A 16,411-nucleotide genomic window follows, 5' to 3' on the forward strand; every position below is an offset into this window, starting at 1 on the left:
AAAACAGAAAATGGAGGAAAAAATAATGATGAAAGAAATTTTAGAACATATGAACCATGAACATAAGGATGTACTTCCGCTATATGTACGTCACTTCAATAACAGGGGGGAAGAAGTTAAGGAAGCGGAGCTGCTGGATGTAAATGAAGAGGAAATGACTTTAAAAGTGAATGGAAGTGAAGAAGTAAAAGTAAAACTTACTAAAAAAACAAAGCTTGAAGAGTTACATATGGAACTTGTAAAAATGGCTAAAATGGCAAGAGAAGCATTGGGAATACCGAGAGAAGTTCCCTGTAAACATGCAGAAGAAAAATAGCAGTATCTGGAGTGGGAAAATACATCCAGGAGCGGTTAAAAAACAGGAGAGAAAAAAGATGTTGAATAAAATTTTAGATCATATGAATAACGATCATAAAGATATACTGCCATTGTATGTTAAGCATTTCTGCAAGAGGGATGATGTAACAGAAGCAAAGCTTACAGATGTAAATGAAGAAGAAATGACCCTTCTTGTCAATGGAAATGAAACAGTCAGCATAAAATTTACCCAAAGGACAGAATTAAAAAATATTCATCTTGAAATGATAAAAATGGCTAAAATAGCAAGAAAAACTCTGAATGTTGATACACCTGAAAAATTTAAGGAAAAGGGGCATTCTGAAGAAGAAAGAAATAAGCTTGAAATAAGTGGATTTATTGATAATTTTAGTTCTGTTATATTAGGGACAGTATCTCCGGAAGGAAATCCTATTGTGGGTTATGCACCATTTTTCAGATATCAGGGGGATAACTATATTTTTATCAATGAAACGGAAGAATATTTTACAAGCTTGAAAAATAATGGAAAGGTGACTCTCCTGTTTATAGAGGATGAGTCTTCTGCAGTTATGATTTCAATGAGAAAAAGGCTTACATATAAAGCAGAAACAGAGTTTGTGGAAAAAGGTAAAGGGTATGAAGAAATTTTAGATAACTTTCAGAAGGTGGATATGGCAATTCAGATGACTAGAAATATACCTGTCTTTCATCTTCTGAAGGTAAAGTTTTTGAACGGAAGGTATATAAATGGACCAAGAACAGCCTTTGACATAAGTGAAGATAGAAAAGTTACAGAAGTACAGCTTGGAGCTGTAGGACATCCCAGTGAAAAACAGGATGAGAATATAACTGAGGATGAAGAAAAAGGGAATTTTACAAAAAGGTTTAAATCCCATGCAGATTCAAGTGGGCTAGTTTCAAATCATTTTAGAAAAAATAAAAAAATGATAACAGAAACTGAACTTTTCAAGCTGTTGGAAAATCCTGCCAAAGAAAAGGAAGGAGTAATATATGTACACGTTCCTTATTGTGATAAAATATGTTCCTTCTGTAATCTTAATAGGAAAAAATTAGATAATGATCTGGAAGATTACACAAATTTTCTTGTATCAGAATTTGAAAAGTATGGAAAAACTCCGTATATGAAAAGTAAGGAAATAAAAGTAGTCTTTTTTGGTGGAGGAACTCCTACAATATTGAAGGAACATCAGCTTGAAAAAATATTTAAAAGCATACATGAAAACTATAATCTGTCAGATGATTGTGAATTTACCCTTGAAACGACCTTACATAATCTGAATTTGAATAAAATAAAAATTCTGGAAAAATACGGAGTAAACAGATTAAGTGTAGGGATACAGTCATTTGCTGAAAAGGGAAGAAATATGCTGAATAGGACATTTACTAAGGAAGAAGCAATAAGAAGGCTTAAGGAGCTAAAGGAAAACTTCAGTGGAATGGTCTGTACAGATATTATATACAACTATCCTGAAGAAACTGTGGAAGAAGTTATGGAGGATGCAAAAATTGTAACTGATTTGGAAATAGACAGTACAAGTTTCTATTCACTTATGATTCATGAAGGTTCAAAAATGTCAAAAGATATAAAGGAAAATACATTTGAACTGAATTATCAGCTGGAAACCGACAGAAAACTTCACCATGCTTTCCTTGAAACATTGCTGGCAACAGGAGAATATGAAGTAATGGAACATACAAAAGTTGTCAGAAAAGGAAAAGACAGGTATAATTATATAAGATTTACACATAAAGGAGCCGACATACTGCCAATAGGAGTCGGAGCCGGTGGAAAGATTGCCGATACTGATATTTTCAGGATAAATAATGAAAAGGCATTTTATATGCTGTCAGAAAATACAGAAGAGGAAAATAGATTTAAAAGAATAAGTGGATTATTTCAATATCCCAAAGTATATTTTACAGACTTGAAAAAATATGTTTCAGAAGAAGTATTTGAAGGGCTTTATAAATTATTTAAAAATTTTGAAGCCAAGGGATATATGAAAGTATATGATACACACACGGAACTCACAACAGAAGGGATTTTCTGGGGAAATAATATAAGTAGTGTTATTTTGAAAAAATGTCTGGGAGGAAACAGAAATGAAAAAGCTGGTAATATTTTCCACATTGACGGGAAATACAGAAAAAATAGCTAATGCAATATTTTCAGTAATTGAAGGAGATAAGGAATTATTAAATGTAAAAGATTCAGATAAAATAAATCCTGATGATTATGATAAAATAATAGTTGGATACTGGGTTGACAAAGGTGATGCTGATGAAAAAATGAAAGCCTTTATGTCAAAAATAAGAAACAAATCAGTGTCGGCATTTGGAACACTTGGAGCAAAATCTGATTCTGAGCATGCAAAAAAATGTATGACTGCAGTGCGGGAATTTCTTGAATCCAATGGGAACAAAGTTGAAAGGGAATTTATTTGCCAAGGTGCTGTTTCTCCGCAGCTGATTGAGAAATTTAGAAAAATGACTAAAGAAGGGATCCTTACAGGTCATCATGCTGCAACTCCTGAAACTGAAAAAAGATGGGCAGAAGCTGCAAAACACCCTGATGAAACTGATATTGAAAATGCGAAGAAAATATTTGCAGGATTGTAATTACTAAATTTTAAATAAAAAGGCTGATTTAAAATAAAAATTTGAGAATAATATGAAAAATTATATTTATGAGTTTTCTATAATTTCACAATGCAAAGCAGGAAATGAATTTAGAAAAAGTCATCTGTTCGAGTCTTTAGACGAGTTTTTGACTTTTCCTTAATAAATGACTATTTTATATAAGTGAAATTCTAGTAAATGAATAAATATATTTTTCATATATATTTTCTTTTATGGTAACCTTTTTTCTTAAAAATTTATGAATTTAGAAGAATGAAAATTTTTCTAGTTGACAATTTCAAATATTAGTGGTATACTTTTAAAGTAATTTTGGCGACATGGTCGAGGGGCTTAGGCAGAGGTCTGCAAAACCTTGTACACCAGTTCGAATCTGGTTGTCGCCTCCATATTTTTTTGAGGATACTAACATTTGATTAGTATTTTTTATTTAATAATATTATAAAAAATGTACTGACCCCAAAAAGTTGGACACAAGATTGGGGGTACAGTACATCGACAACCTTAAAAAGCTTATTCAGCTTGGAATCTCTTAAGGTTATCGAACTTTTTTCACCCATACTCTCGGCAAAGAGCCATTAATTTTTTAACTATTCCAATTTTCTAATTTATAAATTTTTTTATCGTTTTTATTCTCAAATTTGTTCGTATCATAATCTTTTTTATCTAACTCTATCTTTTTAAAAATATCTAAAGCTACATCTCTTTCAAATATCTCTTCAATTTCATAATTTTTTTCTATAATTTCTATTTTTTCAGCGATTTTTTTTATGAAAAAATCATATTCCTGAACAACTTCTTTTTTTAAATATTGAAAAAATTTATTCCATAATTCTCTTCCTATAAAAAATATTATATTAATTTTATTTGTAACTATTAATTGTAATAATTCTTCAAAAATTTTTTCCCTTTTTTCTATATTTTTATATATTTCTAAATCATAAATTCTTAAAAGGCCTTCTACATCTTCCCTCTTATCTTCATTTATCCAATTAATAAATTCTCTTAATGAAATATCATATGGCTTTTTCAATTCATTTCTTTTTAAAACTTCCAAAATAACTTCATCCCATAATTCAGAATTTTGATGATGATATCCCATCCAATATAAAGGTTGTGAGTAACCGCAATATATATTTAAACATTCTTCTAAAATATTCTCTTCTATTAACTTATCTACAATTTCAGGTATATTCTGATTTATTTCTATTCCTAATACTTCTTTTTGTATTTCATTTGGAATATTATCTATATTTAATGAAATTGCTTTTATCCATTTCACATCATTCCTATCGCTTTTTAATAAATTTAATATCATATTTTTTTCATCATCATATAAATCATTCCATCTATTAACAGCTATCCAAATACTTACAGTTAGTATAAATGTGGACTCTGTTTTTAAAATTTTTTGAAATAGTTCTTTTCTACACTCGTCCTTCTTTTCTATTCCTTCTAATAAATAAATCATAACCCAAAAATGATGTTTATATGGTTCTGCAAATTTCTTTGATTCCTCTAAAAAATCATAAAACTCTTCAGTATTGGGGATTTCAAACTGCTCTAACCAAACAAGCCATTTTTCTGCAAATTCAATAACTTTCTTTTCTTCTGTTATATAATCTAATGAAAAAATTGCATCCTTTGTTAAAGTAATATTATTCATAGTTGCATATTCAAAAGAACAATTGTCAAAATAAAATTTTAAAATTCCAAACCATCTTTCCCACATTTTTTTCTTTAAATCTTCTTCTGTTTCTGAAATTTTTAATGAATAATCTGATAAAAAATAACGTATTCTTAATACTAAAACTATGTTTGATAAATTTTTTAAAATTAAACTTCTAATTTTATTTTTAAATTCAAGAGTATATTTATCCCAAATTACAACTGCATTTATAAGTATACTAAAAATATAATCAGGATGTTCATAATTAACTAAATATTTATCAATTTCATTTAAATTATAAGCATATCTTTCAAAAATTTTCCCAATTGCAATACTACGAATAAAAATTTCGTCATATTCTAGACCTTTTTCTAAAATTTCTAAACTTGCTTGTGGTTCATTTATCAAACCAAATATTTCTTCAGAAGAAAGATTATCATTTAAATTTTTACTATTAATATTATTTGATTGGGAAATATTCCAATTAAAATACTTTTCAAATTCTTCTCTTGTATTTAAATCATAATATGCTATCCCTTTATTCCATCTAATTTGTCTATTAACAGAAATCTTATATATAAAATCATACTGCTCTTCTTCTGATAATTTTGACAAAATTTCAAAATTATTACTAAAAAAAGTTACCACTTCTGCCTTTACACTTGGAAAAATATCATCTAATCCGTTTAAAATAATACTTTTTAACTCCTCATCTAAAGTTTTTTTATATAATTTTTCAATAAAATCTAATGTACAAAGATTCATATCTGAAAACGGAAAATATAAAAGCTTTTCTATTTTAACTATTAATAATTCCTTTTTTTCTCTCGTTTCCCTATATTCTTCTTCAAGTAACATATAACTTGCATAATGATATATTGGGTGTGTAAAAGTTAGTTCACCATTGTAATCTTCTTTTATCAATCCTCTTTTTTTTAAATAATCAAACTCTTTTTGATATTCACTATCCCATTCATCATTAATATTACTTTCTAAATTTAAAAATTTTTTTAATTTTTTTTCATAATTTTTAATATCATTTTTAGTGTTCAAAATATTTTTTAATCTTTTTTTTGAAATGGATTTATTAGTATTACAAATCATTCCTAATTTAATAAAAAATTCTATTGCTAAATCTCCTCTTTCTCTTATTATTCCTGCAATTGTTTCAGAATCAATCATTGCCATTTTAACAATTTCTTCTAGAGATTTTTCTTTTAATTCTTCTTTTTCTATACTATTAAAAATATTTGTAATATGTCCAAATTGCAAATTTTTTTCCTTTTTATTTAGTTCTCTTGAAATTTTATTATACATCTCTTCCATTTCTATTGAATTATTAGTGTGTAATTTCCATAATTTCTTTACTTCATCGCTATTTTTATTTGTCAAATCAATCCATTCATATTTATTAATTTTACAATCTTCTATTTTATTTTTTTTCATTGTTTCAAACAAAATATCTTTACGAGTTGTAACTATTAACTTTCTGTTATTCATTTTACTAACTTCGTTTACTAATTCTCGAAATTTTGATAAAATATTATTCTTATTTGTAGAAACTTCTACATTACCGAATGGATCCTTTAATATTAATAACTTATTTTGTATTTTTCTGTCATTAATACCAAAAGAAAAAATTTCTTCATTTGAATCAATTATTTCATAATTTTTATCTTGACGATATTCTTGAGCAATCTCTTCTGCTAACTTGGTTTTTCCACAATATGTAACACCAGTCAAAAGTAGGACTTTATTTTCTTCTAATATATCTATACATCTACGTTTTTCTACTCGTTCTATATAGTATTTTGGCCTTTGAAAATATTTATTCGTTCTATACTTATCAATTATTTTAATTATTTCTTCTGTAATTGAATTGTCAGTTCCCATATTTTCAAACATTAACTTTTTCATTTCATCTACAATTAAATTTATACTATTTTCAGGAATATGAAAATTCTTTTGAAAAAGTTTAGTTATTTCATCTTTTAATTTCTCTTTGTCAAAATTTTCTTGTATTTCCACTCTACTTAGTGCTTCTTTCAAATTATTATCTTCTAAATTCTCAATATACTCTCTCTGAAATTTTTCTCTTTCTTCTTTTAATTTCACTCCGTCTGCTTTCACTTTTTTTAGTTTTTCTTTAATTTTTGTTAATTCTTTTTTTGTTAAATTTTTTTTACCTTTATCGGTAAAAATATAAGTATCATCTTTACATCTTCCTGAAGTCATAAAAATTATTTTTCTATTTTTACCTTCAACTAATTTTTTTAATAAGTGAATATCTAATTTATTGCCTTCAAAGTTACTTAACCATTTACAAAATTCTTCTATAGTTATTTGTTTTCCAATTTTATTTTTAGACTGTAAATCTATTATGTGATTCTTGTCTAAAATAATCTGAGCATCTTCTTCATTTTGTTTTTCTATATATATTTCCAAATCTTTTTCATTAATATATTTTAATATACAATATATTGTTGCTATTTCTTGATACTTAAATCCTTCTAATAAATGTTTTATTTTGTTTCCCATACTTTTTACCTTCTTTATTAAATTATATTTTTATTAACTAACTTCCATCCAATATCTTCTTCAAAAACGTCTTCCTATGATACCTACAAGCCCCTTTTTCAAGTAAAATCTCCCTATGTTTCTTAGTCCCATATCCTTTATGTTTCTCAAATTCATACTCAGGAAATTCTTTTGCTATTTCACAAAGCATTCTATCCCTTGTAACCTTTGCCACAATCGAAGCTGTCGCAATAGCTAACGATTTTCTGTCTCCTTTTAACAATAAACATCCGCTCTTCTTGATATTCTCTGATTAAATAGTTGCCATCAACTAAAACTATATCAAAAGCTTATTTTGTAACTGTTTGAAGAATTGTACATCTCATTGCAAGAAATGTTTTATAAAAATATTTACTCTCATCAAATTCTTAACTTTTCTGATTTATATACTAATGTTATTATATTCTAAATAAAAAACAATAGCAATAAAAAAATTCATAACATGCTTTAAATTCAGTTTTGGCATTTTTTTATAGAAAAAAATTGAAAAGTTTGGTAAAATATAAATTGATAAAGTTTCTAGAGAGAAATTTAATACATGGGAAATCCTAACAAAAAAGTAGAGAAATTATAAGAAAAAATAGCATAAATACAGAAAAACTGAAAGCAGTTCTGCTTACAAGGAAATTATCATATGATTTAATTTTAGCCATTTGGGTAGGTATAATTGGAATAGGTGGAATCATTGTGTATTTTTTAAGCCTTTCTGATAAAAATTCTGAACAGACACCTATTCCTGAAGCTACTTTACTGATGTTTATATTATGTACTATAATTTTTATTTTTAATTTAGTAGTTTTTATAGAAAAACCAACTGTTTATCTTTATGAAGACGGTTTTATGACAAGCAGGGAAAAAGAAAAATCAGGAAATACTTGAACTTATAACTGGAATTGCTTCAATGCTTCCACTTATAGGAGCGGTTTTTGAAAAAATTATTCCGGAGAATTCTGAAAAAATATATACTTCTTTAAAAAAATGTGAAATACTTTTGACAAAAAATTATATAAAAATAGAAGATAAGATTTACAGTTGTTCAGAAAACAGGATTTTTATAAATAAATATAGAAATCTCATAATTTCTGACTTAAATGACAGAATAGTCGAACAGATATTTCTTAATTCAATTACAAGACCTGATTTATTAGCTGCACTGGTAAATCATTTCTATTTCGAAGAAAAGTAATAAAAATAAAAGAAAACAGGTAGGATAAAAATGGGAAGACTTATAATTATAGAAGGTACTGACGGTAGCGGAAAACAGACACAGACAGGACTTTTATATGAAAAATTGTGTGAAATAAAGGGTAGGGAAAAAGTAAAGAAGATATCTTTTCCAAATTATGAAAGCAAAGCTTCTGAGCCTGTAAAAATGTATCTTGCAGGAGAGTTTGGGGAGAAGGCTGACAGTGTGAATGCCTATGCGGCTTCAGTTCTGTTTTCAGTAGACAGATTTGCTTCATTTAAGATGGAATGGGAAGAATTCTATAACAATGGAGGTGTTGTACTGAGTGACAGATACACAATTTCCAATATGATTCATCAGGCGTCTAAAATTAAGGACAGGGAAGAGAGGGAAAAATATCTTGACTGGCTGGTGGATCTGGAATGGAATAAAATAGGAATTCCAGAGCCTGATTTAGTATTTTTTCTGGATATACCTTTTGATGTCAGTCAGAAACTTATGAAGGACAGAAGAAATAAGATAACAGGTGAAAAAGTAAAAGATATACATGAGCAGGATGCAGAATATTTAAGGAATGCCTATAACATAGCAAAGGAACTGGCTATGAAATATAAATGGAATATTGTGGACTGTGTGGAAAATGATAAACTGAGAAGTATTGAAGAAATAAATGGCAGAATGATGGAAATTATTCTGGAGAAAGGGATATAATATGATAAGTGTTTTAAAGGGAATGAAGGATAGACATTCTGATGATGTTAGAAAATATGATTTTATAGTTGATACAGCAAAAAAGGTTTTTTCAAAATATGGATTTGAGAGAATAATAACTCCAATCCTTGAGGAAACTGAGCTTTTTAGAAGAAGTGTCGGAGATGAAACAGATGTGGTGTCAAAAGAAATGTATGAATTTAAGGATAAAGGAAACAGAAGCGTGTCAATGCGTCCAGAAGGAACAGCGGGAGTTGTAAGAGCCTATCTTGAGGCCGGTCTGCACAAATCAGATCCAATTGTAAAATGGTTCTATAACGGGCCTATGTATAGATACGAAGCGCCTCAGAAGGGAAGATACAGGGAATTTCATCAAGTTGGAGCAGAAATATTTGGAATAAGAAGTCCTTATCTTGATGCAGAAATAATAAGAATGGGATGTGAATTTCTGGAAAAACTGGGAATAACAGGATTGACAGTTGAAATAAACAGTCTTGGAAATATAGAATCAAGAAAAAAATATATTGAGGATTTGAAGGCTTTCATGGCTGAAAGGCTTGATAAACTAAGTGAAGATTCAAAAAAAAGATATGAGAAAAATCCTTTGAGGGCATTAGATTCCAAAGATAAGGGAGATCAGGAACAATTTAAGGATGCTCCGAAACTGTATGATTATCTGGATGAAGAAAGTAAAAAGTATTTTGAAGATACAAAAAAATATCTTGAACTGCTGAATATAAAATATGTTGAAAATTCTAAACTTGTAAGGGGACTGGACTACTATTCAGATACTGTATTTGAGATAAAATCTGATAAACTTGGAGCTCAGGCGACTGTTCTTGCAGGTGGAAGATATGACAGACTTCTTGAAATTCTTGATAATGTGAAAATACCTGCAATAGGATTTGCGGCAGGAATGGAAAGAATAGCAATGCTTATGGATGAAAAACTTGTTGAAAATAAGGAAAATGGAGTATATGTAGTATATTTTGATGATACGAAGGAATATTTTATAAAAACTCTGGAAGAATTAAGAAAAAATGACATTAAAGCAAGTTTTGACTATAATCCAAAAAGTTTTGGAGCCCAGATGAAAAAAGCAAATAAAATCAATGCGGAATATGTGCTGATTTTAGGGGAAGATGAGCAGAAGGAAAATGTTGTCACATTGAAAAAATTCAGTACAGGGGAGCAGGAAAAGTATTCCCTTGATGAAGTGATAGAAATAGTTAAATAGAATTAATAAAAGTTGGTATACCTGAAAATCATAAAAAGGGGGGGATTTTATGTGGATACACCACTTGACACATATAGAAAATTTGGGAAGTATATTAGAAAAAGGATTGAAACCTAGAAATGAACTGAATCAAAATGAATTTAGAAATACTGCTAATGATGAAATAGTCAATAAGAGAGGAAAATATCAGTCAAATAATGATAATAATAAAATAAAAAATTTAAATAATTATATTCCATTTCATATTAATGAACTACATAAAAAGTATAGAATACCTTATAATTATGCAGTTTGTAAAAAAGAAGGAAATAAAAATATGATTATTTTATCTTGTAAAACAGAAAATTTATTATTTAAGGAAATTGTATATCAGCTTTATCATCCAGTTTCAAATTATAAATGCGAATATATTACTAATAATGAAGAAAAATTTATAAAAAAATTCAAAAAAGAAGAAAGAAAATTAAAAAATGAATACAATTTTGATTATAGTAATCAACGTGTAAAGGAATTTTTAATGTCAGAAATTTTAGTGAAAGGTATTCTTTATTTAGATAACAAATGGAAGATATATGTGTATTCGGATGAAATAAAAAATAAAATAGAAAATTGCATAGGAAATAAAAAAATTGATGTTATAGTTAACTCATCTATTTTTTCATAAAGGAGGCTAATATGGAAATTAGAAGGGGAAATATATTTGAAAGTGAAACACAGGCTTTAATAAATCCAGTTAATATAGAAGGAGTTATGGGAAAAGGTTTGGCTTATCAATTTAAAAAAAAATATCCAGATAATTTTGAAAAGTATAAGCAAGCCTGTTTAGAAAAAAAAATTGATATTGGAAAAGATTTAATATATACTGAAGAAAAAAATAAAATAATTATCAATTTTCCAACAAAAAGGAGTTGGAGAGAAAATTCAAAAATAGAATACATTGAAATAGGTTTAAAAAAACTGGAGGAACTGCTAAAAAAATTAGAAATAGAAAGTGTATCTCTTCCACCAATTGGAGCAGGAAATGGTAAATTAGACTGGAATAATGTTAAAAAGGAAATTGAAAAATTTGATGAGAAAGTTTCAAAAGATGTTAATATTATTGTTTATGAACCTACTCTGGAAGAAACAGAGCTAAATAAAGGTCATTATTTAATAGCATATACTCTTATTAAGTGTAAGGAAATGAAGTTAAAGAATGAAATTACTGATTTAGTATTGCAGAAATTAATTTACTTAGGAGATAAAAAAAATTATTTTAAATTTAGAAAAGATCTGAAAGGACCATTTTCAAAATTAATAAATATACAATATCAAAAATTGAAAGAGTACACTAAAATAAATAATAAAAAACTTTCTGAACTTGAAAAAGAATTATTAAAAAGTAAAATAACTGACAGCTTACAGGAAGAAAAGAATAATATAAAAAAAGCAATTAGATTATATATCAATATGAAAGATTTTTATTTAATATCTTCAGAAGAAAAGAAAAAAATAGAAGATAAAATAGAATTACTGGCAACTATTATTTTTATCTTAAAAAATGAAAGTAGTAGTATAACAATTGAAGAAGGTTATGAAAAACTTAAAAATTGGAATAAAAGAAAAGAAAAGAAATATTCACAGGAAGATATAGAAGAAATGTTTTGCTTTTTGGAGAAAGAAGAAATTTTAAAAAGAGATATTTTTAATAAATATTTTATTAATTAAAGTAAACATAGGAAAGGAATTTTAAAAATGTATAGAAATTATAAACTGAATGAACTGAGAATTGAAAATGTTGGAGAAGAAGTAGTACTATCGGGATGGATTTCCAAGATAAGGGATAAAGGGCATTTTGTATTTATTGATTTGAGGGATAGATACGGAGTTACACAGATATTTGTAAATGAAGAAGTTTCAGGAAAAGAAATGCTTGAGAAAGTAAAAAAATATAAAAATGAATGGGTAATAAAAGTAAAAGGAACTGTTGTGGAAAGAAGCAGCAAAAATCCTAATATTCCTACAGGAGATATAGAAGTACAGCCTAAGGAAATAGAAATTCTGAGTCAGGCAAAGCAGCTTCCGTTTGAAATAGATGAAACAGGGAATCTGAATGAGAATATAAGACTTACTTACAGATACCTTGATATAAGAAGACCAAAAATGCTGAATAACATAATAAAGAGAAACGACATGCTTTTCTCAATAAGAAAATTTATGAATGAAAACGGATTTCTTGATGTAGATACTCCAATACTGGCAAAGGCTACACCTGAAGGAGCAAGAGACTTTGTAGTTCCAAGCAGAACAAATAAAGGGGATTTTTATGCATTGCCTCAGTCACCTCAGCTGTTTAAACAGATTCTGATGGTTGCAGGAATTGATAAATACTACCAGCTTGCAAAATGTTTCAGGGATGAGGATTTGAGGGCAGACAGACAGCCTGAATTTACTCAGCTTGATGTTGAAATGTCTTTTGTGGAGCAGGAAGATGTAATAACTGCAATGGAAGAACTGGCAAAAAGAGTGTTCAAGGATGTGACAGGTCATGAAATAACAGAAAAATTTGAAAGAATGTCCTATGATGATGCAATGAATAACTACGGTTCTGATAAACCTGACCTGAGATTTGATATGAAGCTTATTGATTTGTCTGAAGAAACAGCAAATGCAGGATTTTCAGTATTTGAAAATGCAGTAAAAGAAGGTGGGAAAGTAAAAGCTATAGTGGCACCTGAAGGAGAAAAATTTTCAAGAAAGCATATAAAGGATCTGGAAGATTATGTAAAAACCTACTTTAAGGCAAAAGGTCTGGCTTATATAAAAATAGATGAAAAAGGAGAAATAAACTCACCGATAGCTAAATTTTTCAGTGAAGAGACAATGAAAAAGATTATTGAAAAACTTGGTATAAAAAATAATGAAATTGCACTGATTCTGGCAGACAGCTATAAAACTGTGCATGACGGGCTGGGAGCATTGAGATTGAAACTTGGAGAAGATTTAGGTCTGATAGATAAAGATGCATTTAAATTTTTATGGGTAGTGGATTTTCCAATGTTTGAATGGAGTGAAGAAGAAAACAGATATAAAGCACAGCATCATCCGTTTACTTCCATAAAGGCTGAAGATAGAAAATATCTGGATACAGATGAATTGGAAAAAATAAAGACAGATTCCTATGATATGGTATTAAATGGTTATGAAATCGGTGGTGGAAGCATAAGAATTCATGATGAGGAATTACAGGAGAAGGTATTTGAAAAACTTGGACTTGGGAAAGAAGAACAGCAGGAAAAATTTGGATTCTTCCTTGAAGTGCTGAAATATGGGGTGCCACCTCATGGGGGACTTGCATTTGGTATAGACAGATGGCTTATGGCAATGCTGAAGGAATCTTCCATTAAGGAAGTAATACCATTCCCTAAAACAAATAAAGGACAGGATCTTATGACAGGGGCACCTGCAGGAGTTGAAGAAAAAGTACTTGAAGAAGACTTGAGACTGAAACTGCTGGAAATAGAAAAATAGAATTTATGGTTAGAGATAAATAACTTAGAAATATAGGAGGAAATATGATAATTATTTTTGGAAGCAAAACAATGTATAAAAATCTTGGAACAGTTGGTTCTTATTATTGTGAGAGATGCCATAATACTTCCGAATGGCAGTTTATGCAACATAGAACATGGTTCACATTGTTTTTTATACCTGTATTTCCTATAAGTGGGAAACATGAATATTTACAATGTCCTATTTGCAGTCAGGCATATAAAGTTCCTGAAGGGAAATAGACTGCTGACACTTTTTAAAATATAAAAAAAGAGGAGCAAAAATGGATAATATTGATATAGCAAGGCGGATAGTGGAGCTTTCAGGCGGAAAGAGAAATATAGTGTCAAATTCCGTCTATAAGACAGAACTTATTATAAAACTGAAAAAGCTTAATAAAGTTGAAATAACCAATTTTATGGAAATAGGGGAAGCTCTTGGGGTTTCTGCTGAAGAAGGAAATATAATTAAGATACTTTTCAGGGCGGACAGAGTAAATCTTATAGGAGAAGAGCTTTCTAAAATAACAAGAACAAAATTGAATGAAGTAACAGAAGAGGAAAGGGAAAGAAGCAGGGAGCAGAAGGAATCGCAGGAAATACAGAAAATAAGCTCTGAAATTTCCCAGAAGATTGAAAAAATTGAAAAGGAAAAAATTAAGGAGGAAAAGAGGAGGGAACTGGAAGAACTTAAGAAAATAAGTCCATTTTCCAGATTTCTGAGAAAAATTCTGAATATATTCCTTCCTTTACTTCCTGTACTTGTTGCGGCAGGATTTATACAGGGAGTTACAAATATAGCTGATGTTCTGCCTGAGGGGAAAATCTTTATAGACACATGGTGGTATCAGGTTTTAAAGACAATAGGCTGGATGGCATACGCATATCTTCCAGTTTTCGTATGTATGAATGCCACAAAGGAATTTAAAGGAAATAAGATTTTAGGAGGAGTTATAGGGCTGCTGTTTGTCGGTAATTCAGCTATGCCTTTACTGGGAATGGTTAACAGATTACCGATAATACTTCCCTTCAGCAATAAGCCTTATTTCCCTGAGATAGGTGGTTTACTGATTGCTTTAGTTGCGGGAATAACAGCAGCTTTTGTAGAAAGAGGGCTACGAAGAATAATACCTGGAATATTGAAGGATTTTTTTGTTCCTTTGCTGACATTAATTATTTCAGCATTTGTGGTTATTTTTATTACACAGCCATTTGGAGGACTATTAATAAAACAGATATATGGAAGTCTAAATGTCTTGTTTGAACAGAAGGAAATTTTGGGAGGACTTGTGCTGTCTGTTTTGTATTTTCCTTTATCGCTGGTTGGTTTGCAGGGAGCACTTATTTCAATAAACAGCATATTAAATGATCCTGAAGGGCCTACAAGAGGATTGAACTATATTTTACCGATTCTTATGATGGCATCAGGAGGACAGATAGGTGCGGCATTTGCAATATTTATTAAAACCAAAAATAGAAAAATGAAAAAAATAATAAGAGGAGTTCTTCCGGTCAGTATACTTGGAGTGACAGAACCTCTTATATATACAGTGACATTGCCTTTGATACGGCCATTTATTATGGCATGTATAGGGGCAGGAGCTGGAGGAGCTCTGGCCGCATTTTTTAACCTGAGTACAGAAAAAGCAAGTATATTGGGATTCTTTGGATTTTTAACAGTTGCAAAAGGAACTCACTTCTTTTTTATCGCCGCAATGATGGGGGCATATCTGGGAGGATTTATACTGACCTACTTTTTTGGAATAAATGAAAAAAGAATAAATGAAGTGTATGGAAAGTAGAAAAACAATGACGGGGGGAATATTCCCCCTATTGTTTTAGAAAAACTTTTAAATGGAAAAAGAAAAGTGAGAAATCCAATGGATATCTTCAAAACAGAACATTTAAATAGCTTTATTTTAAATCTTAGATTATGATATAATTAACATATATTGAAATTATTTATAGGAAAATAAAAGAGGGAGTGAATTTTATGAGAAAGAAAGCTGTTCCTGTGGGGATTGAAGACTTTGAAAGAATAGTAAGGGAAGATTATTACTACGTAGATAAAACCCAGCTGATAGAGGAATTATTAATAAACAGGGCTCCTGTAACCATTTTTACAAGACCTCGACGTTTTGGAAAAACATTGAATATGTCAATGATTAAATATTTTTTTGATGTAAAAAATAAAGAGGAAAATAAAAAACTTTTTGAAAATTTGAAAATATATAATAGTGAATATATGAGTGAACAGGGTAAATATCCTGTAATTTTCATTTCACTGAAGGATTTAAAGGGAGATACTTGGGAAGAATGTTTAAAAAGATTGAAGTTATTTATTTTTGATTTATATGCTGAATTTGAGTATATTAGAGAAAAAATGAATGAATGGGATAAAAGAAAATTTGAAAAAGTGCTTTATGAAAAAGAAGATGCAGACTACATAATGTCTTTAAAATTTTTGTCAGATAGCCTTTATAAGTATTATGGAGAAAAAGTAATAATTTTAATTGATGAATATG

Annotated in this window: 14 protein-coding genes, 1 tRNA gene and 1 pseudogene; 14 read left to right on the plus strand and 2 right to left on the minus strand. The window is 29.0% G+C overall.

Features of this window, described 5'->3' with window-relative positions; genetic code table 11:
• The first annotated feature begins 25 nt into the window (after positions 1–25).
• The 4 genes from HMPREF1984_RS03540 (at position 26) to HMPREF1984_RS03555 (ending at position 3,365) form a co-directional block, all read left to right on the plus strand.
• On the plus strand, positions 26–316 hold the full coding sequence (locus HMPREF1984_RS03540) for a DUF2470 domain-containing protein (protein ID WP_036099630.1): 291 nt from the start codon (positions 26–28) through the stop codon (positions 314–316).
• A gap of 58 nt (positions 317–374) precedes the next feature.
• Positions 375–2,498 carry a radical SAM protein gene (locus HMPREF1984_RS11130; protein WP_198011750.1) on the plus strand — a complete coding sequence of 708 codons (2,124 nt, stop codon included), beginning with the start codon at positions 375–377 and terminating at the stop codon, positions 2,496–2,498.
• Complete coding sequence (locus HMPREF1984_RS03550) at positions 2,443–2,958, plus strand: flavodoxin family protein (protein ID WP_021766529.1); 516 nt, start codon at positions 2,443–2,445, stop codon at positions 2,956–2,958. Before HMPREF1984_RS11130 ends, HMPREF1984_RS03550 begins: the two co-directional genes overlap by 56 nt.
• 332 nt (positions 2,959–3,290) lie before the next feature.
• Positions 3,291–3,365: transfer RNA gene (locus HMPREF1984_RS03555), tRNA-Cys, on the plus strand.
• Between the two features lie 197 nt (positions 3,366–3,562).
• On the opposite strand, the gene HMPREF1984_RS03560 is transcribed toward HMPREF1984_RS03555, so the two are convergent.
• Positions 3,563–7,183 carry a hypothetical protein gene (locus HMPREF1984_RS03560; RefSeq protein WP_021766530.1) on the minus strand — a complete coding sequence of 1,207 codons (3,621 nt, stop codon included), beginning with the start codon at positions 7,181–7,183 and terminating at the stop codon, positions 3,563–3,565.
• A 37-nt stretch (positions 7,184–7,220) separates the two neighbouring features.
• Positions 7,221–7,563: pseudogene (locus HMPREF1984_RS11135) on the minus strand (ribonuclease HII); the annotation flags it as partial.
• A 346-nt stretch (positions 7,564–7,909) separates the two neighbouring features.
• On the opposite strand from HMPREF1984_RS11135, the gene HMPREF1984_RS03570 reads away from it, so the two are divergent.
• From HMPREF1984_RS03570 to HMPREF1984_RS03615, 10 genes are all read left to right on the plus strand, one after another.
• Positions 7,910–8,101, plus strand: a complete 192-nt coding sequence (locus HMPREF1984_RS03570) for a hypothetical protein (protein ID WP_021766532.1) — start codon at positions 7,910–7,912, stop codon at positions 8,099–8,101.
• 22 nt (positions 8,102–8,123) lie between these two features.
• On the plus strand, positions 8,124–8,408 hold the full coding sequence (locus HMPREF1984_RS03575) for a hypothetical protein (protein ID WP_021766533.1): 285 nt from the start codon (positions 8,124–8,126) through the stop codon (positions 8,406–8,408).
• 30 nt (positions 8,409–8,438) lie between these two features.
• Positions 8,439–9,119, plus strand: coding sequence for a dTMP kinase (locus HMPREF1984_RS03580; RefSeq protein WP_021766534.1), 681 nt, complete (start codon positions 8,439–8,441; stop codon positions 9,117–9,119).
• Position 9,120: 1 nt separating this feature from the next.
• A complete protein-coding gene (hisS, locus tag HMPREF1984_RS03585; protein ID WP_021766535.1) occupies positions 9,121–10,356 on the plus strand; it encodes a histidine--tRNA ligase in 1,236 nt (411 codons plus the stop codon).
• Between the two features lie 49 nt (positions 10,357–10,405).
• Positions 10,406–11,020 (plus strand): DarT ssDNA thymidine ADP-ribosyltransferase family protein, encoded by a 615-nt coding sequence (locus HMPREF1984_RS03590; protein WP_021766536.1) that lies wholly within the window; start codon positions 10,406–10,408, stop codon positions 11,018–11,020.
• An 11-nt stretch (positions 11,021–11,031) separates the two neighbouring features.
• Positions 11,032–12,063, plus strand: coding sequence for a macro domain-containing protein (locus HMPREF1984_RS10880; protein WP_021766537.1), 1,032 nt, complete (start codon positions 11,032–11,034; stop codon positions 12,061–12,063).
• Positions 12,064–12,090: 27 nt separating this feature from the next.
• On the plus strand, positions 12,091–13,866 hold the full coding sequence (aspS, locus tag HMPREF1984_RS03600; protein ID WP_021766538.1) for an aspartate--tRNA ligase: 1,776 nt from the start codon (positions 12,091–12,093) through the stop codon (positions 13,864–13,866).
• 44 nt (positions 13,867–13,910) lie between these two features.
• Positions 13,911–14,129 (plus strand): zinc ribbon domain-containing protein, encoded by a 219-nt coding sequence (locus tag HMPREF1984_RS03605; RefSeq protein ID WP_021766539.1) that lies wholly within the window; start codon positions 13,911–13,913, stop codon positions 14,127–14,129.
• Positions 14,130–14,170: 41 nt separating this feature from the next.
• The gene (locus HMPREF1984_RS03610) at positions 14,171–15,688 is read left to right on the plus strand and encodes a PTS transporter subunit EIIC (RefSeq protein ID WP_021766540.1); all 1,518 of its coding nucleotides are present in this window, start codon (positions 14,171–14,173) and stop codon (positions 15,686–15,688) included.
• Positions 15,689–15,879: 191 nt separating this feature from the next.
• Positions 15,880–16,411: AAA family ATPase (locus HMPREF1984_RS03615; protein WP_021766541.1), on the plus strand; the 532-nt coding region annotated here is incomplete at its 3' end.

Source organism: Leptotrichia sp. oral taxon 215 str. W9775, from assembly GCF_000469505.1.
Classification (GTDB): Bacteria; Fusobacteriota; Fusobacteriia; order Fusobacteriales; family Leptotrichiaceae; genus Leptotrichia_A.

Bases quoted from the DNA above. Each gene is read 5' to 3' on its own strand.
- HMPREF1984_RS03575 (WP_021766533.1), top strand. From the start codon at position 8,124: ATGCTTCCACTTATAGGAGCGGTTTTTGAAAAAATTATTCCGGAGAAT.
- HMPREF1984_RS03540 (WP_036099630.1), top strand. From the start codon at position 26: ATGATGAAAGAAATTTTAGAACATATGAACCATGAACATAAGGATGTA.
- aspS (WP_021766538.1), top strand. From the start codon at position 12,091: ATGTATAGAAATTATAAACTGAATGAACTGAGAATTGAAAATGTTGGA.
- HMPREF1984_RS03550 (WP_021766529.1), top strand. From the start codon at position 2,443: ATGAAAAAGCTGGTAATATTTTCCACATTGACGGGAAATACAGAAAAA.
- HMPREF1984_RS03605 (WP_021766539.1), top strand. From the start codon at position 13,911: ATGATAATTATTTTTGGAAGCAAAACAATGTATAAAAATCTTGGAACA.
- hisS (WP_021766535.1), top strand. From the start codon at position 9,121: ATGATAAGTGTTTTAAAGGGAATGAAGGATAGACATTCTGATGATGTT.
- HMPREF1984_RS11130 (WP_198011750.1), top strand. From the start codon at position 375: ATGTTGAATAAAATTTTAGATCATATGAATAACGATCATAAAGATATA.
- HMPREF1984_RS03610 (WP_021766540.1), top strand. From the start codon at position 14,171: ATGGATAATATTGATATAGCAAGGCGGATAGTGGAGCTTTCAGGCGGA.
- HMPREF1984_RS03580 (WP_021766534.1), top strand. From the start codon at position 8,439: ATGGGAAGACTTATAATTATAGAAGGTACTGACGGTAGCGGAAAACAG.
- HMPREF1984_RS03590 (WP_021766536.1), top strand. From the start codon at position 10,406: ATGTGGATACACCACTTGACACATATAGAAAATTTGGGAAGTATATTA.
- HMPREF1984_RS03560 (WP_021766530.1), bottom strand. From the start codon at position 7,183: ATGGGAAACAAAATAAAACATTTATTAGAAGGATTTAAGTATCAAGAA.
- HMPREF1984_RS10880 (WP_021766537.1), top strand. From the start codon at position 11,032: ATGGAAATTAGAAGGGGAAATATATTTGAAAGTGAAACACAGGCTTTA.